This is a genomic window from Polaribacter pectinis (assembly GCF_014352875.1).
Lineage (GTDB): Bacteria > Bacteroidota > Bacteroidia > Flavobacteriales > Flavobacteriaceae > Polaribacter > Polaribacter pectinis.
Map to the genome: position 1 here is coordinate 1,515,306 of NZ_CP060695.1, position 26,518 is coordinate 1,541,823.

21 protein-coding genes are annotated in these 26,518 nt (G+C 31.2%); 2 read left to right on the forward strand and 19 right to left on the reverse strand.

Annotated features, from left to right (window positions below):
• The first annotated feature begins 46 nt into the window (after window positions 1-46).
• Window positions 47-973 (forward strand): hypothetical protein, encoded by a 927-nt coding sequence (locus H9W90_RS06895; protein WP_187483703.1) that lies wholly within the window; start codon window positions 47-49, stop codon window positions 971-973.
• Between the two features lie 175 nt (window positions 974-1,148).
• Here H9W90_RS06895 and ettA read toward each other — a convergent pair whose 3' ends face one another.
• The 18 genes from ettA to H9W90_RS06985 form a co-directional block, all read right to left on the reverse strand.
• Window positions 1,149-2,840 carry an energy-dependent translational throttle protein EttA gene (ettA, locus tag H9W90_RS06900; protein WP_187483704.1) on the reverse strand — a complete coding sequence of 564 codons (1,692 nt, stop codon included), beginning with the start codon at window positions 2,838-2,840 and terminating at the stop codon, window positions 1,149-1,151.
• 57 nt (window positions 2,841-2,897) lie between these two features.
• Entirely contained in the window at window positions 2,898-3,080 is a 183-nt protein-coding gene (locus H9W90_RS06905) for a CAL67264 family membrane protein (RefSeq protein WP_187483705.1), read from the reverse strand.
• 175 nt (window positions 3,081-3,255) lie between these two features.
• A complete protein-coding gene (locus H9W90_RS06910; protein WP_187483706.1) occupies window positions 3,256-3,807 on the reverse strand; it encodes a hypothetical protein in 552 nt (183 codons plus the stop codon).
• A gap of 36 nt (window positions 3,808-3,843) precedes the next feature.
• Window positions 3,844-5,868, reverse strand: a complete 2,025-nt coding sequence (locus H9W90_RS06915; protein WP_187483707.1) for an NADPH-dependent 2,4-dienoyl-CoA reductase — start codon at window positions 5,866-5,868, stop codon at window positions 3,844-3,846.
• Window positions 5,869-6,008: 140 nt separating this feature from the next.
• Window positions 6,009-6,716, reverse strand: a complete 708-nt coding sequence (locus H9W90_RS06920; RefSeq protein ID WP_187483708.1) for a pirin family protein — start codon at window positions 6,714-6,716, stop codon at window positions 6,009-6,011.
• A gap of 188 nt (window positions 6,717-6,904) precedes the next feature.
• Entirely contained in the window at window positions 6,905-7,774 is an 870-nt protein-coding gene (locus H9W90_RS06925; RefSeq protein ID WP_187483709.1) for a pirin family protein, read from the reverse strand.
• Between the two features lie 51 nt (window positions 7,775-7,825).
• A complete protein-coding gene (locus tag H9W90_RS06930) occupies window positions 7,826-8,263 on the reverse strand; it encodes a MarR family winged helix-turn-helix transcriptional regulator (RefSeq protein WP_187483710.1) in 438 nt (145 codons plus the stop codon).
• Between the two features lie 2 nt (window positions 8,264-8,265).
• Window positions 8,266-8,514, reverse strand: coding sequence for a glutaredoxin family protein (locus H9W90_RS06935; RefSeq protein ID WP_088354166.1), 249 nt, complete (start codon window positions 8,512-8,514; stop codon window positions 8,266-8,268).
• A gap of 3 nt (window positions 8,515-8,517) precedes the next feature.
• Window positions 8,518-9,054 carry an NADPH-dependent FMN reductase gene (locus H9W90_RS06940; RefSeq protein WP_187483711.1) on the reverse strand — a complete coding sequence of 179 codons (537 nt, stop codon included), beginning with the start codon at window positions 9,052-9,054 and terminating at the stop codon, window positions 8,518-8,520.
• A gap of 151 nt (window positions 9,055-9,205) precedes the next feature.
• Complete coding sequence (locus H9W90_RS06945) at window positions 9,206-9,601, reverse strand: OsmC family protein (protein ID WP_187483712.1); 396 nt, start codon at window positions 9,599-9,601, stop codon at window positions 9,206-9,208.
• Window positions 9,591-9,953: a DoxX family protein gene (locus H9W90_RS06950; RefSeq protein ID WP_187483713.1), complete on the reverse strand. Its 363-nt coding sequence runs from the start codon at window positions 9,951-9,953 to the stop codon at window positions 9,591-9,593. Before H9W90_RS06950 ends, H9W90_RS06945 begins: the two co-directional genes overlap by 11 nt.
• 257 nt (window positions 9,954-10,210) lie before the next feature.
• Entirely contained in the window at window positions 10,211-11,902 is a 1,692-nt protein-coding gene (locus H9W90_RS06955) for an energy-coupling factor transporter transmembrane component T family protein (protein ID WP_187483714.1), read from the reverse strand.
• Window positions 11,903-11,958: 56 nt separating this feature from the next.
• The gene (locus tag H9W90_RS06960) at window positions 11,959-12,480 is read right to left on the reverse strand and encodes a hypothetical protein (RefSeq protein ID WP_187483715.1); all 522 of its coding nucleotides are present in this window, start codon (window positions 12,478-12,480) and stop codon (window positions 11,959-11,961) included.
• Window positions 12,481-12,522: 42 nt separating this feature from the next.
• Complete coding sequence (locus tag H9W90_RS06965) at window positions 12,523-13,758, reverse strand: DUF6638 family protein (RefSeq protein ID WP_187483716.1); 1,236 nt, start codon at window positions 13,756-13,758, stop codon at window positions 12,523-12,525.
• Between the two features lie 86 nt (window positions 13,759-13,844).
• Complete coding sequence (locus H9W90_RS06970) at window positions 13,845-14,429, reverse strand: NUDIX domain-containing protein (RefSeq protein WP_254712538.1); 585 nt, start codon at window positions 14,427-14,429, stop codon at window positions 13,845-13,847.
• Entirely contained in the window at window positions 14,419-16,380 is a 1,962-nt protein-coding gene (locus H9W90_RS06975; RefSeq protein ID WP_187483718.1) for an AAA family ATPase, read from the reverse strand. Before H9W90_RS06975 ends, H9W90_RS06970 begins: the two co-directional genes overlap by 11 nt.
• A 63-nt stretch (window positions 16,381-16,443) precedes the next feature.
• Window positions 16,444-17,493 (reverse strand): hypothetical protein, encoded by a 1,050-nt coding sequence (locus tag H9W90_RS06980; RefSeq protein WP_187483719.1) that lies wholly within the window; start codon window positions 17,491-17,493, stop codon window positions 16,444-16,446.
• Window positions 17,494-17,729: 236 nt separating this feature from the next.
• Window positions 17,730-19,073: a glycosyltransferase family protein gene (locus tag H9W90_RS06985; protein ID WP_187483720.1), complete on the reverse strand. Its 1,344-nt coding sequence runs from the start codon at window positions 19,071-19,073 to the stop codon at window positions 17,730-17,732.
• A gap of 199 nt (window positions 19,074-19,272) precedes the next feature.
• On the opposite strand from H9W90_RS06985, the gene H9W90_RS06990 reads away from it, so the two are divergent.
• Entirely contained in the window at window positions 19,273-24,825 is a 5,553-nt protein-coding gene (locus tag H9W90_RS06990) for an FIDD domain-containing protein (protein WP_187483721.1), read from the forward strand.
• Between the two features lie 48 nt (window positions 24,826-24,873).
• Here H9W90_RS06990 and H9W90_RS06995 read toward each other — a convergent pair whose 3' ends face one another.
• Entirely contained in the window at window positions 24,874-26,505 is a 1,632-nt protein-coding gene (locus H9W90_RS06995; protein WP_187483722.1) for an isocitrate lyase, read from the reverse strand.
• Window positions 26,506-26,518 lie beyond the last annotated feature (13 nt).

Consider the following 26,518-nt stretch of genomic DNA (forward strand, 5'->3'; position numbering starts at 1 on the left):
AGCCGAAAAGTATTTAGAGTAGGCAAAACCCTTAAAACCATATATTATGAAAAAAGGTGTACTTATATTATTAGGAATGTTCATGATGGTTTCTACTGTTGAAGCCAAAAATGGCAATGAATTACCAAACAGATTCTGGGTTGACTACTCATACAACAATGCTGTAAACTTTGTAGAAAGAGGTGTAGAGTTTTACATTTTTACCAATGGTGAATTTGATTTTAACACACATTATAATGATACTTATTATGATTATAATGGAAGAAGAACAAGAAACTCTGGTATTAGAATAAACAGAGATTATAGAGGAAGAATAACTAGTATAGGATCTGTATTTATCAATTATGATTATAGAGGAAATGTAAGTAGAATTGGTAACGTCTTTATGAGATATTACAGAGGAAGACTTACCAAAGTGGGTAACTTACAAGTACGTTATGATAGAGGAGGATATCCTAATTTCTACGGGGAAGTAAGAGATAATTTTTATTATGATAACGGAATTAGAATAAATTTAAGTATTGGAGATGTTTGCGATTATAATGATGCATATTTTTCTCACAGAGATTTTAGTAGAAATTATTCTAAAATTAGAGAAGACAATAACTACTATTATTACAAAGCAAAAACAAATGCTAAAATTGGTAAAAGAAGTAAAATTCTAAAAAGAAGGAAGCCTAAAGCAACTCCTATTAAAAGAAATTCTTCTACAATTAATAGAGGAGTTAGTACAAGTAGAAATAATTCTTACAGAAAATCTACAAACGTAGATACTAAAAGAAAAGTTACTACAAGTACAAGAAATAATAGTTCTACAAGAAAACCTATGTCTTCTGATTCTAAAAGAAAAGTAACTTCAGATAAAAGAAGTAGTAATAATTTATCTTACAGAAAAACAGATAAGAATAAAATAACAGTTCCAAAAGTTGAAAAGCAAAAGGAAAATGTAGTTAGAAATAGTAGAAGAAATTAAAAAAACAGGTGTTTATACGTGATTCACATTCAAAGTAGTATCATACATTTGTAGTATCAATTTTTTAATTGAAATCACTTAACTACAAATTAGTTGTGATAGAAAAAGTAGAAGTTAAAAGCCTCATTTCTTGTTAGAAATGAGGCTTTTTATTTACATTAAATAGTAATAAACTTTATCTAATCAACTTCTTATACTTAATACGTTTTGGCATTAAATCTCCACCTAAACGTTTCTTCTTATTCTCTTCATAATCAGAGAATGAACCTTCAAAGAAATAAACTTCACTATTTCCTTCAAACGCTAAAATATGTGTACAAACTCTATCTAAAAACCATCTATCGTGACTAATAACCACTGCACAACCAGCAAAGTTTTCTAAACCTTCTTCTAATGCTCTTAAAGTATTTACATCTAAATCATTTGTTGGCTCATCTAAAAGTAAAACGTTCCCTTCTTCTTTTAAGGTCATTGCTAAATGCAAACGGTTTCTTTCTCCTCCAGATAATGTAGAAACTTTTTTATTTTGCTCACTTCCAGAGAAATTAAAACGACTTAAATAAGCACGAGAATTAACTTGCTTTCCTCCCATCATTACTAAATCTTGTCCATCAGAAAAATTCTCCCAAATTGTTTTATCAGGGTTTATATCTGAATGGTCTTGATCTACATAAGCAATCTTTGTAGTTTCACCTACTTTAAATTCACCAGCATCAGGAGTTTCTTCTCCCATAATCATTCTAAAAATAGTTGTTTTACCAGCACCATTTGGTCCAATAATTCCAACAATTCCTGCTTGAGGCAAATTAAATTCTAAATTTTCATATAATAATTTATCTCCATATGCTTTAGAAACTCCTGCAGCTTCTATTACATTTGTTCCTAAACGTGGTCCATTAGGAATATAAATTTCTAATTTTTCATCAACTTGTTTTTGGTCTTGACTCATTAACTTGTCGTAATTCTTCAAACGTGCTTTCTGCTTTGTTTGACGACCTTTTGCTCCTTGACGAACCCAATCTAACTCTCGTTCTAAAGTTTTCTGACGTTTTGAAGCAGTTTTGCTTTCTTGCGCCATTCTTTGAGATTTTTGGTCTAACCAAGAAGAGTAATTACCTTTCCAAGGAATTCCTTCACCTCTATCTAATTCTAAAATCCAACCTGCAACATTATCCAAGAAATATCTATCATGTGTTACTGCAATTACAGTTCCTTTATATTGTGCTAAATGGTGCTCTAACCAATGTACAGATTCTGCATCTAAGTGGTTCGTTGGCTCATCTAGTAATAAAATTTCTGGTTCTTGTAATAATAATCTACAAAGTGCAACACGTCTTTTTTCTCCACCAGATAAAACTCCGATTTTTTTATCAGAATCTGGAGTTCTTAAAGCATCCATTGCAATTTCTAACTTGGTATCTAATTCCCACGCATTTGCAGCATCAATTTTATCTTGAAGCTCTGCTTGTTGCGCCATTAGTTTTTCCATCTTATCAGCATCAGAATATACTTCCTCTAAACCAAACATGTCGTTTATTTTGTTGTATTCATCTAAAATAGCAACAGTTTCTGCAACACCTTCTTTAACAATTTCTAAAACTGTTTTTTCTGGATCTAGTTGTGGCTCTTGTTCTAAATAACCTACTTTATAACCAGGAGAAAAAGTTACATCTCCTTGAAAATTCTTTTCTACACCAGCAATAATTTTTAATAAAGTTGATTTTCCTGAACCATTTAAACCAAGAATACCAATTTTTGCTCCATAGAAAAAACTTAAATAAATGTCTTTTAAAACTTGTTTTCCAGTAGATTGATAAGTTTTAGACAACTTATTCATCGAAAAGATCACTTTCTTATCGTCACTCATATTTTATATTTTTAATTTTTATTGAAAATTGCTACTAAAAACGTAGACTTAATTATTTTAAACTCTTCCTTTTAAAGCATTAAAAACCCAAGCAATTGCAAAGAAACCTGCTCCAACTGATGCAAATCCCCATCCAGCAACATCATCATACCTAAATGCCCCTAATGCTATTAGGCCTAATCCTACCAATATCATTATAAAAGTTGCCCAGCCTAAAACTGTATTTTTATTCATTCCCATAATTCTTCTCTGTTAGTTCGTTAGTTAGTTAATCGACAAATATCGCTAAATTATTTTGGAAGTTCAACTGGAAAAATGGTAAAAATGCTTATCTCAAAAAAATAGATTATTAAATAACCATTTATGAGAACAACAATTTTATTAATTGATTTTAATGTGAAGTGCTTATAGCTAATTAGTAACGACCTCTACCTCCTCTGCTTCGATTTCTATTTCCCATCGAACTTTGGTTTTGGTTATTATTACTTTTTGGTGGTTTAGGTAGTAACTCTTGTTTCTTTTTCTTTTGATACTTTAACCATTTCTTATATTGCTTTTTAGATAAAACATCTTTTAAAGACTTATTTAATTTGTCTTCATTTTTTTTAACCGAGTCTCTAATTGGTATAATTGTTTCCTCTATTTGCTTTCTAAGCTTCATTGCTAAATCTCTATCTGAACTAGCTTGTTCTCCTAAAGTATTAACAACCATTTCTAGGTCTTGAAGTTTTTGAAAATTTAAAAAAGAAACATCCTTAATTTTATTGTTATAAACTCTTAAAGACTTTTTAGTTAAGTTTCCTATTTCGTCTTTCTTAACTTTTATTTTATCAATAACTTCGTTTGAATCATAATAAAAAATATTAGCTGCGTTTTTAGCAATATATTTAGGCATTTTAGGTGCTTCTTGTGAAAAAGCAACAAAATTTATTAAAAATACCAGTATAATTATTAATGATTTTTTCATCTCAATATTTATTTAAGTGACAAAAGTAAGAAAACACTATAACTTTGCAGCTAATCTTGCTCCCTGATTTATTGCTCTCTTTGCATCTAGTTCACTTGCAAAATCCGCGCCACCAATTACGTGTACATTTTTTCCTGCATCTAATAAAGGTTGATACAATTCTTTAAACGGAGTTTGCCCTGCACAAATAACCACATTATCTACTTTTAAAACTTGTGGTTTTTCATCTTTTATATAATGTAAACCTTCATCATCTATCTTTGTGTATTGTACTTCTCCTATAAACTGAACTTTCTTTTTCTTTAAGGTAGATCTATGAATCCAACCTGTGGTTTTTCCTAAATTTCCACCGAATTTTCCAGCACTTCTCTTAAACATAAAAATTTCTCTTGGAGATGGATGAAATTCTGGTTTTACTCCTTCAATTCCAGAACGTGCTTCTAACGTTTTGTCAATTCCCCATTCTTTTAACCAAGCATTAATATTTTGTGATGTAGATTCTCCTTCATGAGATAAATATTCTGAAACGTCAAAACCAATTCCTCCTGCACCAATTACTGCAACTCGTTTTCCAACTGGTTTTTTATGTTTTAAAACATCTAAATAACTCAATACTTTTGGGTGGTTTATTCCTTCAATTTTTAATTCTCTTGGTTTTATTCCTGTTGCAATTACAATTTCATCAAAATCTGATAATTGTAAATCTTCCACAGAAACTCTGGTATTTAATTTTACAGTTACATTATGCAACTCTATTTGTTTGTTGAAATAACGCAACGTTTCATAAAACTCTTCTTTTCCTGGAATCTGTTTTGCAATATTAAATTGCCCTCCAATTTCCTTATCAGCGTCAAATAAAGTAACATTATGTCCTCTTTCTGCGGAAATTGTTGCTGCTTCTAATCCTGCTGGTCCTGCTCCAATTACTGCAACTTTTTTCTTGATTTCTGTAGGATAATAATTCAATTCTGTTTCATGACAAGCTCTAGGATTTACCAAACAACTCGCTACTTTTTGTTCAAAAACATGATCTAAACAAGCCTGATTACAACCAATACATGTATTAATTTCATCAGATTTATCTGCTTCTGCTTTATTTACCCATTCAGGATCTGCCAAAAATGGTCTTGCCATAGAAATCATGTCTGCATCTCCTTCTGCAAGTATTTTTTCTGCAGTTTCTGGCATATTTATCCTATTAGAAGTTATCAATGGAATTGATAATTCTTCTCTCATTTTTTTGGTTACCCAAGTAAATGCACCTCTTGGAACTGCAGTTGAAATTGTTGGTATTCTTGCTTCGTGCCAACCAATTCCTGTATTTATAATGGTTGCTCCTGCTTTTTCAATTTCTTTTCCAAGTTGAACAACTTCTTCCCAAGAACTTCCATTTTCTACCAAATCTAACATCGATAATCTGTAAATAATGATAAATTCTTTACCAACAGCTTCTCGTGTTTGTTTTACTAATTCAATTGGCAAGCGCATTCTGTTTTCATAATCTCCACCCCAAGAATCGGTTCTTTTATTGGTTCTTTTTGCAATAAATTGATTGATTAAATATCCTTCTGAACCCATAATTTCAACACCATCATAACCTGCAACTTTAGATAGTTTTGCAGAATTTACAAAATCGCGAATGGTTCTTTTAATTCCTGATTCTGTTAATTTGAATGGTTTAAAAGGTGTTATTGGTGACTTTATTTTTGAAGGCGCCACATTAAAAGGATGATATCCATAACGTCCTGCATGTAAAATTTGCATACAAATTTTCCCTCCTTCTTTATGTACAGCTTCTGTTATTTTCTGATGATGTTTTGCGTGCTTTTTTGTAGACATTCTTGCAGAGAAAGGTGCTGTCCAACCTTGAATGTTTGGCGCAATTCCTCCAGTAACAATCAGTCCTACTCCACCTTTTGCCCTTTCTGCATAATAAGTAGCAATTTTATCTATACCGTTTTTTTCTTCTTCTAAACCTGTATGCATAGAACCCATTAAAATTCTATTTTTTAAGGTTGTAAATCCTAAATCTAACGGCTCAAAAATGTGCTTATATTTCATAATATTGTAATTAAATTTATTATGCATGCATAATACTTTGCAAGATATGTTTATTTTTTGAAAAGAAAAAGCCAAAGAAATTGATTCTTTGGCTTTAATTTGAAAGTCTAATACTTTCTGCATTGGGGGATTAAAATTATTTATATCATTGGAACATCAACAACCAATAATTTACTTTGTTTACTTGCTTTTATTACAACTTTTTCGGTTTCCGAAATTCCAATAGCATCTCTTCTTTTAATTATTTCGTCTGCAATTGAAACTTCTCCTTCTATTAAGAAAAAATATGCTCCGTTTTTTAGTTCATATTCTGTTTTTAAATCGGAATCTAAATCTATCATAGAAATATAACCTTGCTGATTTATTGGTAAAGAACCTTCTACTTGTTTATCTTTTGGCGAAACCAACACTTGAAACTTGTTTTTTCTTTTAGCTTCAGAAAATAGTTTTTGCTCGTAATTTGGCGTTACATTTTCTTGTTCTGGTATAATCCAAAGTTGAAGAAAGTTAACTGCATCTGTTTTAGAATCGTTAAATTCGGAATGTGTTAAACCTGTTCCAGCACTCATAACTTGTACTTCACCCACTTCTATGGAACGTTTATTATCCATAGAATCTTTATGAGAAAGTGCCCCAGAAATAGGAATAGAAATAATTTCCATATTTTTATGTGGATGTGTACCAAAACCCATTTTCGGTTGCACAACATCGTCATTTAAAACACGTAACATTCCAAAATTCATTCTTTTTGAATTTTGATAACTGGCAAAACTAAATGTATGAAACGATTTTAACCAACCGTGGTTTGCTTCTCCTCTTGTTTCTGATTTGTGAATTATTTTTTTCATAATTTTTATTTTATGCAAGGGTTTAAAACCCTTGTTAAATTGTTAGACTTTTTGATTCATAAAGAGCTAAAGTAATTTGTTATTGACTATCGTCTTTCTGCGTTAGGGATTGAGTGGTTTGTTTGAGCTCTTTTTTCTTTTTCAGAAAAAAAGCGAGTAGCGAAAGCCCGACCTTTTTAGGGAACGCCCTAATATAAATGTCCCATTTTGCCTTGCTGAAAATCACGCATTGCTTCCAAAATTTCTGTCTGTGTATTCATAACATAAGGGCCATATTGAGTTACTTTTTCTTTAATTGGCGCTCCTGAAAGTATCAATAAAGTACTTTGTTTTTTTGCTTTAAATTGAATAAAATTTCCATCTTGATTGAACGTAATCATTTGGTTTTCTCCTTTTTGTAAAACTTCGGAATTATTTACCAAAATTTCTCCTTCCAACAAATAAATTAAAGATTGATGGTTTTCTGGAAGTTCAATTTCCATTTGTCCATTTTCATCTGCAATTGCAGTAAAAACATTTACTTCGGTTTGTGTTTTAATCAGACCATTTTCAGTTGCTTGATTTCCTGCAATAATGTTCAATAATACTTTTTTATCTTCTGAAAATAACTTCGGAATTTGTTCGTCTTCTAAATGTTGATAATTTGGCGGAATCATTTTATCTTTTGCTGGTAAATTCAGCCATAATTGAATTCCTTCTAAATCGCCACCTTTTTTTACAAACTCTTTTGTTGGAGCTTCAGCATGAATAATTCCACGTCCAGCAGTTGTCCATTGAACACCACCAGCTTTTACAACCATTTCATTTCCCAGAGAATCTCTGTGCAATTGTTCTCCTTTAAACAACAACGTAATTGGCTCAAAACCTCTGTGTGGATGTGGCCCTAAATCGAACGGATTGTTAAATTCTGAAATTGCATAAGGTCCATAATGATGCAATAATAAAAACGGATCTACATTTTCGAGTCCTTCTGTTGGCAATGGTTGACGCAGTTTTATTGGCCCCATATTTACCAACGGACTTGTAACTTTATGTTGAATTGTTTTTTGTGTTCTCATGATTTTTACATTTATTTTATTTCCCTTGGAAAATATTTTTGCAAATTTTTACTATCGAATTTTGTCTAATAAATCACTTAATTGAGACGCTTCTTTCTCCGTTAAATTCTCTAAAAAGGATAGGTTTTTATTCACGTCAATATTGGAAAGTAACTCTAAACCTTCTTCTGTAATTTTTACATACACTACTCTTCTATCGTGTTCGCAACGAATTCTTTCAATTAAGTTTTTCTCACATAATTTATCCATTAAACGTGTTGCATTTGGTGCACGTTCAATCATTCTATCTTTAATAATTTGAACCTTAATTTCTTTCTTTGCTCCTCTTAAAATTCGTAAAATATTAAATTGTTGTGGCGAAATTCCATAAGGTTTAAAGAAATCATTTTCTTTACTATTCAGCCAATTTGCTGTATATTTTATGTTGATTAAAGCCTTTATTTTATCGTCTTTAAAATTCGATTGTATGTCTTTAGAAATATCGCCCATTTTTACGCTCTTAAATTTAAGTCTTGCATTATTTTATTAAATTCTTCTGTTGTTGGTGTTAAATAAACTTCTTCATCAACAATTAAAGTTGGGTATTTAACAACGCCACCATATAATTCTTTTGTATGTTTTTTTGCCTCTTCATCTAACGCAACATCTTTATAAACATAGGGAATGTCTGTAGAATTTAGGAAATTCTTAAATGCAACTGTGTATGCATGTCCTTTTCTTCCGTACAAAGTTATTTTCATAATTTATTGATTTACCGATTTTTCAAAATCATTTACTGCTGTTTTTAATTGCTCGTTTAAGTCTTCTTCTATAATTTTTCCGTCTTTAAAATTATCAGAAAAACTTGGTAAAGAGAATGTTAAAAGCTCTTTTACTCCCATTCTTGGAAACTTTGAAACTCCTGCTTCTAAAACTGATTGTCCACCTCTTGCTCCAGGTGAAGTAGCCATTAATAACAACGATTTATTTCTAAAAACTTTTGCTTCTATTCTTGAACTCCAATCGAAAATATTTTTAAAAGCGGATGCATAAGAACCATTGTGTTCTGCTAAAGACAAAATAAAACCATCGTATTTATCTAATAATTTTGAGAATTTCTCTGCGTTTTCTGGAAATCCGTTTTCTTTTTCTTCATCTTCGCTGTAGATTACCATTGGATAATCTCTTAAATCGATTACATCGAATTTTGTGTTTTCTAAATTTTCTGAAGCGTAAGTTGCTAACTTTTTATTAATTGATGTTGAACTTGTACTTCCTGCAAATGCTAATATCTTTTTCATATAATTTAAAATGTGTAATTGTGTAATTGTTTAACTGTGTAATTGTTACAGTTGATTGTTTTTTTTCTCGCAAAAGCTCAAAGTTTTAAACTTCTATACTGTTACTGAAAACTGCGACTGCAAACTGTCCTACTGAAAACTGCCAACTGATCTACTGAATGCTACTAACTATTTCAGTTTCTCCTTTTACCATTTTTGCGACTGGACATTTTCCTGCAATTACTAACAAACGTTTTCTTTGATCTTCATCTATTTCTTTTTCGAATGAAATTTCTTCACTTAAATGAGTTCCATTTTCGTCTTTTATTTGTGAAACATTTACTGTGATTTCTCCAACATCCCAACCTTTTCTTTCTGCATAAATTCTTAATGTGATAGAAACACAACCACCAATTGCAGTTAATAAATATTCTACTGGTGTTGGCCCATTATCATCTCCACCAACATTTACGGGTTCGTCTATTACTGCAAAATGATTTCTCATTTTTGCTTCTGCTAAATATTTTTTGGTAGTTAAAACTACTTTTGAATTTGTGTTATCTGACATTATTTATTTTTTTATTGAATATATATGAAACTATTAATAGTATCATTGCAACTACTGCTCCCATTTGTTCTCCATCTCCAATCATAAAATGTGCGAAGAATGCAAAAATAAATGCGAAGAAAAAACCTGCATAAGCCCATTCTTTTAATGTTTTGTTTCCTATGAACCATATTGCTGTTAATCCTAATAGTTTTGCAATTGCATATGGATAAATAATATAAGTTGGATACCCAAAATTGGCAAACATTCCTGCTACTTCTGCGTGATTAAAAATATACATTCCTGCAGAAAAAAGCATTAATAAAGTTAATAAACCCGTACTTATATAATAAACTATTTTGTTTGTTTTCATTTCGATTGGTTTTAAATTGAATACAAAGTTACGAAATAAATATTTATTTTCCAAGGAATATAATTCTATGGAATATGATGTATTTGTTTTGATTATTTCTGTAAAACTAAAAACCCTTCAGATAATAGATTCTGAAGGGTTTATTAATAAGTAATATGGTTTACAAACAAGTTTAGCCCTGATTGAAATGGCATCCTTTTTTTGATTTTTCTTCAAAAAAAGATATAATGGAAAGCAGGAAATAGCTTCAAAAAAAATTATTGATTAATACGAATAGAATCTATCTGTTTTTGAAGACGCTGAATTTCTTTAACGTTCTTTTCCTTTTTAGAAATCAGTTGAATGGAATCTAATATTGCCTGATTTTTTTCTATAACTGTCAGCTCTTTTTCGAAATAAATATTTTCTCCTTCACTGGTTCTCCACGCTTCGTTTAATTGATTATAAACTTCCTCGTTCCAAGTACTTGGTTTCTTTGCGTTGATCCAAACAACATCTCTGTATTCGCTGTCTACCAAAGCTAAATCTGGTGTTGCAGAACCATCAAACTGATTGGGATTGTTTGTACTAATCGTAGAAACTGTCCCTAAAAAGAACATGCGCTTTCTACCTGCAATATTCTTAATATATGGTCTGAATTCAACTGGAGAATTCGCGTTCCAATCGTATTCTTTTTTAGATTCTTTTACTTTTAAAGGCATCGCAGAAACGCCTGCATAACCTTGTTTTTTTGATGCGTGATCGTAATAATAAAACTTATCAGTACCATCTGCAGGAATAAAAACACTGTAACTTAAACTGGTTCTTTCTTCGCCAACTGGCTCTAAACCAAACCAATGATACAACCCGCTAAATGCGCCAATTTTTGTATCAGAAAAATCGAAATCGGTTACATAAGGTTGTGCATTTTGGTCTTTTGGAGCCACTGGAATCTTAACTGCGCTTTTCATATTCCAAGGTAATGGATCTGAAAAACCTGCTAAAAACTTTAAAGATTCGGCTTGTAAACGAGAAACTTTTTCAGACAATGTATTTTGTTTTGTCAAATATTCGTAGTTTTTCATTTCTTCTGGTGAAATATAGGTTCCTTTTCCGATGGTTATTCGCTCTAAATAATCATTGAAATTATGTTCGCCATTTTCAACAACCATTACTCCACCAAAAGTTGGATATGGAAAAAAGAATCCTCTCCACTTTATTAAACTCACAACTTGAACCCAAGCACCTTTGTCGTTTTTCATGTAAAATGTGTCACTTGGCTCGTAATTGAACAACATCCAAGGGTTTAATCTTTGAACAACTGCATTGTAAGTATTTCTGCTGAATTTTAAAGATTCGCCAATTGAAAAAGTGACTGGAATTCTATTTTCGCTCGAAAATCTTGGAAAAGGAGTTGTACTTGACACTGAAAAAACTTCTTCTGTATTGTCTTTTAAACCTTGCCAATAATATTTTTCTGTGGGCTGAATTGCCATTGTCCATTGATTGTTTCCATCTACTCTAACCAAATGTGGTAAAGAAACATCTTTGGTTTCGCCAACGGATTCGTTAGCCATCGAAAAAATATTTCTTAAAGGTTGAATTCTCTCATTTTGAGTTAATGGAAGTTCTACAATTTCAATTCTTTTTAAATCGTTAAATACATTGTAAGTCTGCATGTAGTTGTACATTTTCTGTTGAAAACCTACGTAATAAATTGCTCCAAAAAAAAGTGCTAATAGAAACAAAATTCCTATTCTACTTCCTGTACTTGCAGATTTTCGGAATTTTCTTAATCCGAAATATAAAACAGTAAAACACAATAAAATTATAAATATGAACTTTCTAAAAAACAACAATGCTGGTTGATAATCGTCTCTTAAAAAAAACAATAATGCTATTATAATTAAAGAAAATATGATGACTCTCTTTTTCTGTTTTGATCCTTTATTCCAATAATTTTTTATCATTTCTTTTACTTTTTTGCCACGAATTCACAAATATTTTTTAACTGAAAACTGAATACTTAAAGCAATCCTTTGTCTTTTAAACGTTCTCTTGCGCTCTTCTCTTCTACTTTTGGCTTTTCTATTTCTTCTTGTGCTTTTTTAATTGCAACTGGCTCTTCTCCTTTTAAATCTTCTATAAAATCTTTTCCTTTTTCTACAACATCGTTGAATTTATCTTCTAAAGAATCTGACTGTTCATCTATAATTGCTGATGATTTAAAGATAAACCCTGCTAAATACGTTCCTACTAATGTTCCGAAAATCATAGAAGCAAATAATGAAATTGTTGCTAAATCAATCGGAATTAAAAAACGTGTGATTAAAATTCCAATCAAGAAAAATGATACTATAAACACCAATCTTAAAAGAAAACTTTGCTCATAAACAAAACCTTTTTTATCTGTAGTTTTCATCTGTAACTCTTTCGAATTCATTAATTTATTAAAGAATCTATATACTCTATTGGTTTGTGATTCTCTCCAATAAATAATGATTCCGAATACAATTGAGGCGATAAATATAATGAGTTCTAATGTCATAATTTTAAAGTTTAGTGTTCTTATAATATAAGTCTATTTTTTTTAAAAATTGTTACAAATTGTTTCTACAATCCAATCTTGAACAGATTCGTCTAACGTTTCGAATCGCTCATAAAACTGTTCTTTGTCATACCAATATAAAAACAAAACATCTTTAGGTGCAATGTTTACCAACAAATACCAAATTAAATCTTGGTTTGCAGGTTTTAAAGATGAATGTGGTTTATTTAAAGCGACAAATAATTCGTCGTCTAAAATATCTTTCGCTTTTAATGTTTTTGAAATCTCTTTCTTTTGGAGAAAAAGTTCTAAACCCATCACTTTTTTACGTGCTTGTATATCTATTTTATTCAAATAACTTTTAAATAAAATTGGATCTTCTAAAACATCTTTTACTGGATGATTCGTTTCTTTTAAATATTCTGAAAAAATGTATTTTTTGATTCTATCATATCTTTTTCCTGAAACTTCTTCGTTTAAATCGAACTCAATTACATCGTAACTTAACAGTCTTTCAATTAATTCTTTATGAGAAATATGATACATTAAGACATCATACGTTGTGTCGTTTATGGCTTCTTTATAGGTTTCTTCTTTTTCGAAAATTAAGATGGGTTTTACAAAATCTCTTAAAACAAATATTCCTCCAAATGCTTTCGTGTAGAAAGAATCTGATGTAAAAGAAACCGATTCTAAATCTAAAGTTCTTTCTCTTAAATCACCATATTTTTTTGCAGATGCCAATAATTTCTGATGTAAATTTTCATCAATGAAATTTGTGTCCTCGTTAAAGATTTCAATCAGTTTTAATTGTTCTGCTTTTGCAACATCTAAATTATTTATTAAATGAAATTTAATGTTGACTTCTTTATATTTTAATACATCTAAAGGCTCGTAAAATGTATCTATATTTTGATCAAAGTCTACACAAATCGCTGAATCTCTTGTAATATTATTTATTTTATCTCCGTGTTTTCTAAAAACAGTTTTCATCATTTCTCTGTCAAAAGAATGAAACGGATTGTAAACTGGTAATCCTTTTTGTAATGGAGTTATGATAATTGCGTGTGTGTTTGCTTCGCCATTATTTAAATAAAAAGCTTCCTTTTTTTCTTGGGCAATTTCTGGGCTCCAACCAACTCCATCAATTGAAAAATTGGTGAGTTTTGTCGCTGAAAAACCTAATTTCAACAAACATTTATTGTAACGTTCTACTAATTTTCCACTGATGGGAATTAGTTCGCTTCTGTATAAATTGGCTTTTTTTAGTTTTTGCATATTCTTTTTTGTCATTCCTGCGAAGGCAGGAATCTAAATTATACTTTTTATGGATTCCTGCCTACGCAGGAATGACAAACGTCTTTTTAAATTAATCCTTTTACTTTCAAATGATACAACAACATAATTGTTCTTGCATCTATAATTTCTTTGTTCTCTATCATTTTTAAAGCTTCATCAAAAGAAGTTTCTAAAACTGTAATTTCTTCACTTTCTTCTGCTAAACCTCCTCCTTTTTCAACTTTGTCTTCATTTGTATATTTTGCAACATATAAATGGACTTGCTCTCTCATTAATCCTGGTGATAAAAAAACAGTAGTTACTTTTTCGATTTCAGAAATATTGTAACCAATTTCTTCTTTTGTTTCTCTGATTACACTTGCTTCTGGTAATTCTTTTTTATCAATTGAACCCCCAACAACTTCTATCGAAAATCCGTTTTTAATACCAGCAACATACATTGGTATTCTAAATTGCTTCGATAAAACAACCTTTTTTGTTGATGGATTGTATAATAAAACTGCAACTCCATCTGCTTTTCCATACACTTCGTGTGTTAAACGTTCAGTTTTTCCGTTTTTGAAAGTAAAATCGAAACTGACTTGCTCTAACTTTGCCCAAATATTGGAAAGTACTTTTGATGTTACATTTTTGATTTTATTATCTGTCACCTCCAAATGTTTTTCTCGCTTCCAAATCAATATTTAATTGATTCACTCTACTATCTACTTTTCTCTTGAAATCTGTATCTGCAATCGTTGCAACATTGTCTAAATAACGCACAACTTCTTGTCTCCTAATTTCTGAAAAATCTAAACCTTTCATGTTACTTTTCATCAATTCTTGCAACATATTAAACTTGGTTTCATAATCTTTCTTGAAATATATTTCAGGGTTTTCGAACCAATCTTTTTCTAAATCGAAATCTGTTAATCGTAATGAAATTGCAGATTGAATATTACGCACATCTCTTGAAGAGAAAAAAGGAAATATTTGCTGAATTTCTTTGTACAAACTCGCAAAAAATAAATGATGATTCGTTTTATGCAACTTTTCAGCTTTATCATAGGCTTGTAAAACTCTTTCTTCGGAAGGTTTTCCTGCCGAATCTAAAATTTCTCCCATACTTTTTGCCAAACCTTGGTCTTTTAAATATTGATAATTTTCTGGGTTTTGCATATTCACAAAATCTGGAATTGTTTTATCAAATTTCTTCCACCAAATATAATCTTGGTCTAAAAAGTCGTGTTCAGTTCTTGCTCCATCAATTTTGAATCTTCCTTGCACACGAGAAATAACAGCTTTATCTAACATTTCTGGTAAATTCGTAAATAAACCTATTGAAGAATTTCCATAATTTACTGCATAAGCGCCTTCTGTATAACGTAAGAAAACACCAATTACTTCTTTAACACCTGCTGAAACTCCTTGTGCAGTTCTTTCTTGTAAATTATTTTCTGCATCGTCAATTGGCGCAAAAATTAATTTTGTTGGATCTTGCATTGGCTTCATCCACTCCACCATTTTTTCTGCAGAACCTCCTTGAAAAGTACTAATTAAAGTATCTGGCATTGGGTGAAACAAAAACGGAATATCTAAATTATCTGAGTGTTCTTTTAAACGCGTTGCAATGGCCGCAATTAACATACTTTTTCCTGTTCCTGGAATTCCATACCCCATAAAAACTGGCATAAAACCTCCTAATTCTTGAAACGGATTTTTCTTCGCATCAAAATCGTAGCTCAACATTCTTTCTGTTAATCTACGTGCAAAATGTTTTGCATCTTTATTCCCTACAATCTGCTCAAACTGAATTTTATTAAACTCAACACTTTTTGCGGTTCCAGCAAAAACATTGTCCCAACCTGAAACTGCAAAATCGCTGTTTTCTAATTTATAAGTTCTATCTACAATTGTTTCTACATATTCTAACGTGCTTTTTCGAAGCTGAATTTCATCAATAAATGCTTCAAAATAAACGACTGTAAAATCGATAACATCTTTATCCGTTTTTACAATATCTGGATGTCCTAAATATTTATCAAAATAAAATAATGCACACGCAATTCCTTTTAATGGTGAAGTAAAAGATACTTCAGGAATTCCTGCAAATTTCTGCTTCATTACAGATAAATCGTCTGAAGCATGAGGTTTTAAATCGTGTAAAATTTTATACGCAGTTGCAAATAATTGAAACGCAGTTGCTGTTTGTAATTTGCTTTCGTATTCTCTTTTTCCTGAATTATCTAAAGCCGATTTTCGTTCGTTTAAACTCGATAAACCAGATGCATCGTAATAACTATCTTTTATCCAAATTCCTAAAGTAATTCCTTCTTGAACAGCATACAAAGTCTGATTCAAATACACAGGAATTGCAATAGAATCTGGCAATAATCGCTTTTTTAAGCCTAAAATAGTTTTAGAAACAGAGGTGATTTCTACGTTACTTCCGCTATTCGCTCTTGACAAATACAATAAAATTGAATCGTCTTTCGCGTCTTTATCTTTATTTTTTGCTCTATTACTTTGTTCCCATTGAATAGATTTTAAATAACCAGAAGCTTCGTCTCGAAGCATGTCTAATTCGTTTTGTTTTATTGGGAAAGTTGAGTTGTGTTCCATTTTTTTAGTTTTCAGTTTACAGTTTCAGTAAGCAGTTGAATTCTGCTACTGCTACTCTATACTTTATATTTTGTCAATTTTTAAACTTGCTAATTCAATCGGACTTTTCGCCAATTTATGCAATACTTCAGGCGTTTGATTGTGCAATAATTGAATAATTCTATGTGGAGCAAAAACATATCTTTGTTTGATTACATCGCTCCATTTTTGCATGGTTTGTTTCGAGAAAAAACCACCTTCAGTAAATGTTTCTCCAGAAAAAACCTCATCTATTTTTAAGGATAATGCATACGATTCTAAAGGAATTTCTTTTTTTGAAATTCCAGTTAAAATAGCATGAGTTATTTTGTTTTCGTCTTTTGCAAATACATTATGAAAAGGCCCTAAATCGATTCTTTTGATATGTTTTGGCTGAATATTTGGTAGTTTTCTATCAATATTATACGCCATTGTATCTAAAGGCATTTGTCTATCTGCGCTCTCTTTCAATACTTTATAGATGTTTTCTTTTTCATCCATAATTCGTTTTCCATCGTAATTAAAATACAAATAACAAATAAATGGTCTGTTATGACTCACATCGTAAAAGCTCCAACTTGTCATTAAATCTGCATTGCTTCCTTTTGGAGCATTTATGATTTTACCTTGTACAAATCTGTTAAAAATAAATTTTTGATTTACTGATTTATAATATACAATTGAAGATGCTTGAAACAATCTATCTCTTCTAACAGGCTGTTTTTTCTTTAATAAAGTGTCTAAAAATTCTTCTTTTAAAGAAACTGTATCTGTTAATTTGTGAATGTATTCGTTTTTTAATTCTAAATCGTTGTACAAAAAACGGAACTCCAAATAATTAGGAAAACCAGAATCTGTTAAATCGACTTTCATATTATCTTCCTCATCATACATATATTTAATACGCATGGCTTCAATGGAATATAAAAGTAAATCTGAATATTGCTTAAAAATCAACAGTTCTTGCTGACTGCATAATTTTTCTTGCTGAACGCTTACAATCAATTCTTTTAATACGAAATCTACCATTTTGTGATAAAAAACGTATTGTTCTTTTGAGTCTAAAAGTGCAGAATCTAAAGGTGTTGTAATCATTTTTTTAGTTGAAATTCTTTTAGCTATTCAATTTAAAATTGGCTGGCAAATATGTTTGCGTTAAGGATTGAAGCGTTATCCTTTTTTCTTTTTTGAAAAAAGATTTAAGCGGAAAGCCTGACCTTCTTTTTGTATTTCAAAAAAAGAAGGTAACGCCCTTATTAGTCGGCTGTCTTCAGCAGGCAGTCTTCAGTCAAAAACTGACTGTTAACTTGGAGACTGCTGACTGAATACTTCTATCCTAACAAATCATCGTTAGAAGATTCCTTTTTTGGAGCTGCAGCTGGTTCGTCATCATTTCCAGAAGGTGCGTTTGCATCTGCTTTGTAATAGTCCTCGAAAATCTCTTTCATGTCGATTCCATATCTGTCTGCAAAGTTCTTTTGAATGTCGATATCTTTTTCACGTATTTCATGTAAAGCCTCTGCATACGTACTGTAAACACCTTTCATAACTTTCTCATGAACTGGAATATTTTCCATCATATCTTGACGCGCTCTTGCACTCGCAGAATGCATAGAAGCCAAGGTTTCACCAATATGTTCGTCTGTTTTCACACCTAAATGCTCTAAAATAGCTGCGAATTCTTGGTCTGTTCTTGCTTTTAACGCAACAATATAACCATCGTAATATTTTAGCCTTTCTTCAGTATCTGACTTTAATTTTGCTCTGTGCGTTTGTAAATTAGAACGTAAAGAAGTTAATACTTTTATCGTTAAATTGTGTTTGTGCACAAAACTATCTTTACTGGCAGCCAAAGTTGTATAAGCGTTTTTCAACCCTTCTAATTCCTCTACTTTTTGCTCAATCGTTGTTACTTTTCCGATTGCTTCTGAATAGGCTGTAGATTGCTTGTCAGCAATTTCGTCTAATTCTTGGCGAGATTGTTTTAAAAGTGCATATTGCTCTTCTAATTTATCTTCTACTTCCTTCTTCTTTTCTAATGCTTTTGTATGATTTTTTGAAGCTTCTACAATCGCCGTTTTTAGTTTTTCTTCTACTTCTTTAATCTCTACTTCTCTGTTTTTTAAACGTGTAACTGCAGCTTGAGATTTAAAAGAAAGTTCGCCCAATAAAGTTTGAATATCTGCACTTTCAATTCTTGTTTGAAACAATGCTTTTGCTTTATTATCTGCACCTGCCCTTGTTTTTTCTGCTTGTGCAAATTCTGCTTCTTCTTTTTTAATCTTCGATTTTCTTCCCCACAAATTATTCCACCAAGTATCTGGTTTGTTTTTTGCGTCTTCTAATTCGATTCTTGCTCTTTCTAATGCTTTTTGTGCATCGTCAATAACCTTTTGTTCTTCTGCATTTAAAGCTGAAAAACCTTCGAATTTAATACCAACTTCATCTTGATAATCAGTTAAATCTTTAATGGCATCTAACAATGTACTTCTGTCTTGTTTTGCCATATCTACAACATCATCTAACGTTGCATTTAATATTTTTTGACGCTTTTCTGGATCTTCTTCTTGAGACAATTTAGATTTCATTGTATCAATCGCTTTTCCCCAATTAACATCTACTTTTTCAGTTTTTTGAGTAGAGTTTGTTTCTAATAAGTCAAAGTCATCAGCCATATGTATTTAGTTTTTTAAGTTGAACAATTTTTTAAGTGAAGCAATTTCGTTAATTTTTTTCAGAAAAAAGAAGTTTTGCTTTAATTATATGTAGCAATTAAACATTAATTGTTACAAAAAGTCTAATAATTTTAAAAGTTTATTAAATTCTTATGAATTTCTCACTATTTTTAGCCAGTTATACTTAATTAAAAATTCAATGTTAAAAAATAACTTTTCTTTCTTTTTATTATTCCTTTTTGGTTTATTAAGTTTTCAACATATAAATGCTCAATTAAGTAAAAAACATTTTATACCGCCCTTAACTTACGCGGAAACAGGAAATGCAAATCCTGAAGATCAATTCTTTTACATTTCTACACCAAGTAACCAGAATGTTTCATTTAGAATAAAACAAGTAGGTTTTCCGACAAATGATATTACAGGTGTAGTTTCTAGCACAAGTCCGCAAGAAATAGCTATTGGAAATGGAGACAGTCAGTTGTTTGTAGATTCAAGACAAACAAGTGTTGTATTTACAGACAAAGGATATATAATTGAAGCTGAAGACGTTATTTATGTTTCCATAAGAGTTTCTGCTGGTGGTGGAGCACAAGCTGGGGCTTTAATTAGTAAAGGTTCTTCAGCTTTAGGTAAAACTTTTAGAGCAGGAATGTTTACCAATGAAAATCCGCAAACAAATTACCTAAACTTCATTTCTGTAATGGCTTCAGAAAATAATACGGTGGTTAATTTCGATGATTTGCCAGCAGGAATATCAATCAAAAATTATTCAGGAGCCTTACCAATTTCTAACATTATATTAAATGAAGGAGAAAGTTATGTTGTGGCAACTAATGCTGCAGACAATACAATAAATAGAGATGCTTTAATTGGTACTTTAGTTACTTCAGACAAAGAAATAGTTGTAAATATTGGTTCTGCAAATGGAAGTTTTCATAATGGTGGAGGAAGAGATTATGGAATTGATCAAATTGTAGATGTCTCTAAAATTGGCTCTGAATATATTTTTGTAAAAGGTGATGGTTCTGATGGTTGGGAAAATGCTTTAATAGTTGCTCATGAAGATAACACTACTATTAATATTAATGGAAACGGAGTTACATCAACCATAAATGCTGGCGAATATTTTGTTATAGAAGGTGATAATTTTAACGCTAATGGCAATATGCATGTACAAACTTCCAAACCTGTTTTTGCATATCAAGGAATTGGAGCAAACACAAGTGAAGCAAACCAAGGTTTGTTTTTTGTACCACCATTAAGTTGCGAAAACAGAGGAAAAGTAGATAACATACCAAATATAGAAAGTATTGGAACTACCACTTTTACAGGTGGAATTACAATTGTTACTAACAAAGGTGCAACTGTAAATATAAACTCACAACCAATTGCAAATTTCTCTACATCAGGGCCTTTTGATGTTGATGGAAACGCAAATTACGTTACTTATAAAGTAACAAATTTAACTGGAAACATTTCTATTGAAAGTAGCGAGGAATTGTATTGTGCTTATTTTAATCAAAATGGTGCCGCAACTTCTGGTAGTTTTTATTCTGGGTTTCCTTCTGCTCCAGAAATTAATTTCGACGCAACAGTTTCTGCACTTGGAAACTGCATACCAAATGTAACTTTAAAAGCCGCAAATACAGATTTATTTGATACGTTTGAGTGGTTTTACGACGATGAAACTGGTGGTGGTTTTATTGCAACTGGTGTAACTGCCCCAACTTTAAAACCAACTCAACCAGGTAAATACAAACTAAAAGCAACCATAATTTGTACAATGTCTGATTTTGAATCGATAGAAGTACCAGTTAGTATTTGTCCAGATGATTATGATGGAGATACTATAATAGACAATTTAGATGATGATATTGACAATGACGGAATCTTAAATTGCGATGAATCTATCGGAAATGCCAATATAAATATTACAGATATTAATAATCCAAGCATTACCTTTCAAGACAATTCTACAAACTCTACAATTATATCAAGTAGTTTTTCACAAAACTCTTCTGGCACAGCAAACACTTTTTCTGGCCAACCAGATGGTAATTTTGTTTCTACTTTAAATGCAGAAAATATTTCTAATTTAAAATACGAATTAAACTTCACCCAGAACATTAATTTTGAACTCACACAAGCTTCTGGTGCAAATCATACTATTGTAAATGGAGAGTTTTTTATCGTAAAAATTGGACCTAACAATAAAAACATTACACTTTTAGACCCAGACAACAACCTACTAGTTGACACTAATTTCGATGGTATTTTCGAATCAGGAATCACAACTATTTCTGCTTCAGAAATTCACTTTACATTCAACCCTTCTCCTACGGGAACAACTCCGTTTAAGTTTGTAGCAAATCAAGTTAATAATATTACTTTTGAACACAAATCGAATTCAATATCAGCAACCTCTATTTTTAATGGAAACCTATTATTGACTTGTTTTTCTCGAGATTCTGATAATGACGGAATCGAAGATATGTTCGATTTAGATGCTGATAATGATGGTATTCCTGATGCTATTGAAACAGCAAATGACACTGACAATGATGGCGTTTTAAATTATTTAGATTTAGATGCAGATAATGATGGTATTTACGATTCTACTGAAGCTGGCCATAATTTAGATACCAATTTCGACGGAATTGTAGACAATGCAAACACCTTAATTGGCGCAAACGGCTTGGCAGATAATTTAGAAACTACACCAGATAATAAAACGCTTTCTATCAACTACATAATTACTGATACAGATGCAGACAATAATTTTAATTTTCTTGAATTAGATGCTGATAATGATAATTGTAATGATGTTATAGAAGCTGGTTTTACAGACGAAAATGACGATGGAATTTTAGGTAACATTCCCTTACAAGTTGATACAAATGGAAAAGTTATAAATACCGTTAATGGATATACAAATCCTAACGCAAATTATACAACTTCTGCCCCAATTGTCATAAATACTCCTTTTAACGATTTTACGTTTTGCGAAAACTCAACCTCAAACATCACTATAGATTCTAATGCGGATGGGTTTCAGTGGCAAGTTTCTACAGATACAACAACTTGGAACAATGTAAACAACAATTCCGTTTACAATGGAGCAACTTCAACTGCATTGCAAATCATAAGTACTCCATTAACTTTTAATAACAATCAATACAGAGTTGTATTAAACAGAAATGGAAATAGCTGTAATTTTATTTCAAATTCAATAACTTTAACAGTAAACCCTTTACCAATTCCTAAAGAAAATCCAACAGAATTAAAACAATGTGATTCTGACCCAGACAAGCAAACAACTTTTAATTTAACCCTGGTTGAAGAAAATATTTCTGACAACCCTAAAGATACATTTCAATATTTTGAAACAGAAACAGATGCTATTTCTGGAACCCCAGAAGTTACAGATAAAACAAGTTATTTTGTTGATACAACTGGAGAAGCTTGGGTTAGAACAATATCAGAATTTGGATGTTTTGCTATTTCAAAAATTAATTTAACCGTAAGTTTTACACCTAATGAACCGTATGAAGAAACATTTATTTCTTGTGATGATTTTTTAGATGAAGATGGAAATGATACAACTGCAAATTCTGATACCGATGGAATAACTAATTTCGATTTCAGCATTGCTCCAAGTCAAATTACAACTGACCCAGATGTAGAAGTAGAATTTTACGAAACTGAAGATGATAGAACAAAATCTATCAATAAAATTAGAGAAACACAAAACATTTCTCAATATAGAAACAAAAATATACCCAATACAACCGGAAATAGATTTCCTATTTTTTATAAATTAATTAGCAAATCTAACAACGATTGTGAAGGTTTGGGTAGAATTTATTTACAAGTAAATGCCATTCCATTAGCAAATCCTGTTGCTGATTTAGAACTATGTGATGATGCCCTTTCTGGAAACACAACAGATGGAGAAAACATCAACATTAACTTAAGAGATAATGTACCAACAATTTTGGGTACAACACAAACTGAAGCAGATTATATTGTAACATTTCACACTTCTCAAAACGATGCAGATGATGTTACAACCACAGGAATTACAAACGATACTAACTTTAGAAACACTGCTCAGGCAGGCTTTACTGCTGGAGATATTAGCGAACAAACTATTTTTGTGCGTGTATTAGATAGAAACGCTAATCCACAATGTAAAAACACAGCTATTTCTTTTAAAATAATTGTAAATCCTATTCCAGAGGTTTCTAACACAATTACACCTCTTGCTGTTTGTGATGTGGCAACTCCTACTGATAGTGATCCTAGAAATAGAATTGCACAAAGCATAGATTTAACTTCTAAAAACATTGAAATCTTAAACGGAAGAACAAATCATAGAGTTGCTTATTATGCTACTCAACAACATGCTGTAGATGGAACTCCTGAAATTACAAATCCTAGTAATTTTCAAAACAATCCTTCGCAAACTGCTTTTCCTTCTGATTTTAATACAGATGATCCAGGAATACAAACCATTTTCTTTGCGGTTATAGATCAAGGTGGTAACATGTGTAGATCTGTCTTTTCTACTTATCAATTATTGATTTATCCTGAACCTAATATCCCTATTAATATCTCTGACTATACAGATTGTGACAACACAACTGACACAGAAATGGATGATACCAATGGTAGAAATGGAGATATTTCATTAAAAAATAAAATACCAGAAATTCTTGCAAACTATCAACCTGCAGAATTCCCTGATTTCGATGTTACTTTTTACACCTCTTTAGCTGAAGCTGAATCTGGTGATAAAACATTAGCTTTAGACGAAGATAAATTTGAAAACTCCATAAACAATCAAACCATTTATGTACGTGTAGAAAACACAAAAAACACACCTGTTGTTTGTGTGCACACTCGTTTATCATTCAAAATAAATATTATTCCTTTACCTGAATTTACGGTAACTGGAGAAGACCCAGACAATCCTCAAATTCTTTGTTTAAACTACACAACACCTCATATTTTAGAAGCTGAAAACCCTGCAAGTGGTTATGATTATGAATGGACAGATAAAAACGGAACTGTTTTAGGAACTGACCAAACTCAAATTGTAGATAAAGGCGGAGAATACACTGTAAAAGCCACAAATACTACAACTACTTGTAGTAGAAGCAGAACTATCTATGTAAAAGAATCGGAAAAAGCGACTTTGTTAGAAGAATATGTAACTATTATTGACGAATCTAACAATATTGGTTCTCAAGATAATATTTCAATTTTTATTGATACTATAAAAAATTCTTTAGGGAAAGGAGATTATCAATTTGCCATTAGAAATGATGATAATGGAGAGAGAATTCCGTTTGCTGGTTTTCAAGACGAACCCTTATTTGAAAATCTAGAAGGTGGTGTTTACACAATTATTGTAAATGATAAAAATGGTTGTATAGCTGATGAAACTCTTCAGATTTCTGTAATTCAATTTCCAAAATTCTTTACTCCAAATGGTGATGGAAAAAATGATACTTGGGTAGTAAAAGGTGCTAATAAAGATTTTTACCCGAATGCGAGTATTAATATCTTTGATAGATATGGAAAATTAGTGGCACAAATTCCTATAGACAGTCAAGGTTGGAACGGAACTTATAATGGAAAAGTACTTTCTTCTGATGATTATTGGTATAATGTACAGCTAATTCCTGCAGACCCTACAAAACAACAAGTACTTAAAAAAGGACATTTCTCACTGTTGAGGAAATAGAAAAAAATCTCTTTGAAATTTTCAAAGAGATTTTTTTTGATTGAAATTTTAAGCAACTTTTCCTATATTTCCTCTAACAGTTACTGTTGTTTCTTTAACTTCGAATTGATTAGAAGTATTTTTTGCTCCATCAGCTTTCAAAGCTTTGTCACCAGCAAAGAATGTTTTATGATCATCACCAAGATTAGAACCTGCCATTCTTTGGTGTTTTACACATGAAACTCCTTTTCTAATTTCTTGTCTTTGAACACCTTTTACATACGCCAACATTCCTTCATCCCCAAAATAACCTTCAGTTAAATCATTCATATGTAATGCTGTTGTATGGTAAGTTGGCAACGTAATTAAGTGGTGAAAAATACCAGCTTCTCTTGCCCCATCTTTTTGAAAAGTTTTAATTTTTCTATCTGCTCTATGACACAATTCAGAACCATCATATTGTGCATCCATTAAATTGTTTCTATCATAAGCAGTCATGTTTTCACCTTCTGCAAGCATATCATCATACGCTTGATGACGGAAATTTAATGTCCAATTAAAAGATGGAGAATTGTTATAAACCAATTTTGCATTTGGTATAATTTCTTTTACTCGATTTACCATGTGAGCAATTTGTTTCACATTTGGTGTTGGAGTTTCAATCCATAATAAATCTGCACCATTTTGTAAACTTGTAACACAATCTAACACAACTCTATCTATATTAGAACCTTCTTTAAATTTGTACAAACCGTTTGGCAATCTTACTGGACGAACTAATTTACCATCTCTTTTTAATAAAACATCATCTTGTTTTGCATCATCAACTGCAATTTCTTCAGCTTCAACAAAAGCTAAATATTGCGAAGCTAAATCTCCAGTTTCTTGACTTACTGGTAATTTTTGCGTTAAACCTGCTCCTTCAGAATCTGTTCTTGCTACAATAATTCCATCTTCTACTCCTAATTCTAAAAACGCATATCTAATAGCATTTAATTTTGCTATAAAATCTTCATGAGGAACTGTAACTTTTCCATCTTGATGACCACATTGTTTTGCATCAGAAACCTGATTTTCAATCTGAATTGCACAAGCTCCAGCTTCAATCATTTTTTTAGTTAGTAAATAAGTTGCTTCTTCATTTCCAAAACCAGCATCAATATCTGCAATAATTGGCACAATATGAGTTTCAAAATTATCTATTTGATCCTGTACATCTTCACCATTTTCTAATCTCCTGAATAAATCGTTCAATTCTATTGCATCTGCTTGTCGTAAGAAATCATAAATTTCTGCAATTAAACTAGGTACAGCAGTTTTTTCATGCATAGATTGATCTGGTAATGGCCCAAATTCCGAACGCAAAGCTGCAACCATCCAACCAGAAAGATACAAGTAACTTTTATTAGTTGTTTTATGATGTTTTTTAACAGCAATCATTTTTTGTTGTGCCACAAAACCATGCCAACAACCTAAAGATTGTGTATAATTAGACGAATCCGCATCATATTCTGCCATATCTTTTCTCATAATAGCAGCTGTGTATTTAGCAATATCTAAACCTGTTTTAAAACGATTTTGAGTTACCATTCTTGCAGCACTTTCTGGATTTATTGCATTCCAAGAGTTGCCATATTTTGCTTTTAAATTTCTTACAGTTTCTAATGCTGAACTATAATTACTTTGTGCTAAATTTTTCATAATTTTGCTTTTT

Excerpts from the sequence above, each read along its gene's own strand:
- H9W90_RS06895 (WP_187483703.1), top strand. The coding sequence starts at position 47 with ATGAAAAAAGGTGTACTTATATTATTAGGAATGTTCATGATGGTTTCT.
- ettA (WP_187483704.1), bottom strand. The coding sequence starts at position 2,840 with ATGAGTGACGATAAGAAAGTGATCTTTTCGATGAATAAGTTGTCTAAA.
- H9W90_RS06905 (WP_187483705.1), bottom strand. The coding sequence starts at position 3,080 with ATGGGAATGAATAAAAATACAGTTTTAGGCTGGGCAACTTTTATAATG.
- H9W90_RS06910 (WP_187483706.1), bottom strand. The coding sequence starts at position 3,807 with ATGAAAAAATCATTAATAATTATACTGGTATTTTTAATAAATTTTGTT.
- H9W90_RS06915 (WP_187483707.1), bottom strand. The coding sequence starts at position 5,868 with ATGAAATATAAGCACATTTTTGAGCCGTTAGATTTAGGATTTACAACC.
- H9W90_RS06920 (WP_187483708.1), bottom strand. The coding sequence starts at position 6,716 with ATGAAAAAAATAATTCACAAATCAGAAACAAGAGGAGAAGCAAACCAC.
- H9W90_RS06925 (WP_187483709.1), bottom strand. The coding sequence starts at position 7,774 with ATGAGAACACAAAAAACAATTCAACATAAAGTTACAAGTCCGTTGGTA.
- H9W90_RS06930 (WP_187483710.1), bottom strand. The coding sequence starts at position 8,263 with ATGGGCGATATTTCTAAAGACATACAATCGAATTTTAAAGACGATAAA.
- H9W90_RS06935 (WP_088354166.1), bottom strand. The coding sequence starts at position 8,514 with ATGAAAATAACTTTGTACGGAAGAAAAGGACATGCATACACAGTTGCA.
- H9W90_RS06940 (WP_187483711.1), bottom strand. The coding sequence starts at position 9,054 with ATGAAAAAGATATTAGCATTTGCAGGAAGTACAAGTTCAACATCAATT.
- H9W90_RS06945 (WP_187483712.1), bottom strand. The coding sequence starts at position 9,601 with ATGTCAGATAACACAAATTCAAAAGTAGTTTTAACTACCAAAAAATAT.
- H9W90_RS06950 (WP_187483713.1), bottom strand. The coding sequence starts at position 9,953 with ATGAAAACAAACAAAATAGTTTATTATATAAGTACGGGTTTATTAACT.
- H9W90_RS06955 (WP_187483714.1), bottom strand. The coding sequence starts at position 11,902 with ATGATAAAAAATTATTGGAATAAAGGATCAAAACAGAAAAAGAGAGTC.
- H9W90_RS06960 (WP_187483715.1), bottom strand. The coding sequence starts at position 12,480 with ATGACATTAGAACTCATTATATTTATCGCCTCAATTGTATTCGGAATC.
- H9W90_RS06965 (WP_187483716.1), bottom strand. The coding sequence starts at position 13,758 with ATGCAAAAACTAAAAAAAGCCAATTTATACAGAAGCGAACTAATTCCC.
- H9W90_RS06975 (WP_187483718.1), bottom strand. The coding sequence starts at position 16,380 with ATGGAACACAACTCAACTTTCCCAATAAAACAAAACGAATTAGACATG.
- H9W90_RS06980 (WP_187483719.1), bottom strand. The coding sequence starts at position 17,493 with ATGATTACAACACCTTTAGATTCTGCACTTTTAGACTCAAAAGAACAA.
- H9W90_RS06985 (WP_187483720.1), bottom strand. The coding sequence starts at position 19,073 with ATGGCTGATGACTTTGACTTATTAGAAACAAACTCTACTCAAAAAACT.
- H9W90_RS06990 (WP_187483721.1), top strand. The coding sequence starts at position 19,273 with ATGTTAAAAAATAACTTTTCTTTCTTTTTATTATTCCTTTTTGGTTTA.
- H9W90_RS06995 (WP_187483722.1), bottom strand. The coding sequence starts at position 26,505 with ATGAAAAATTTAGCACAAAGTAATTATAGTTCAGCATTAGAAACTGTA.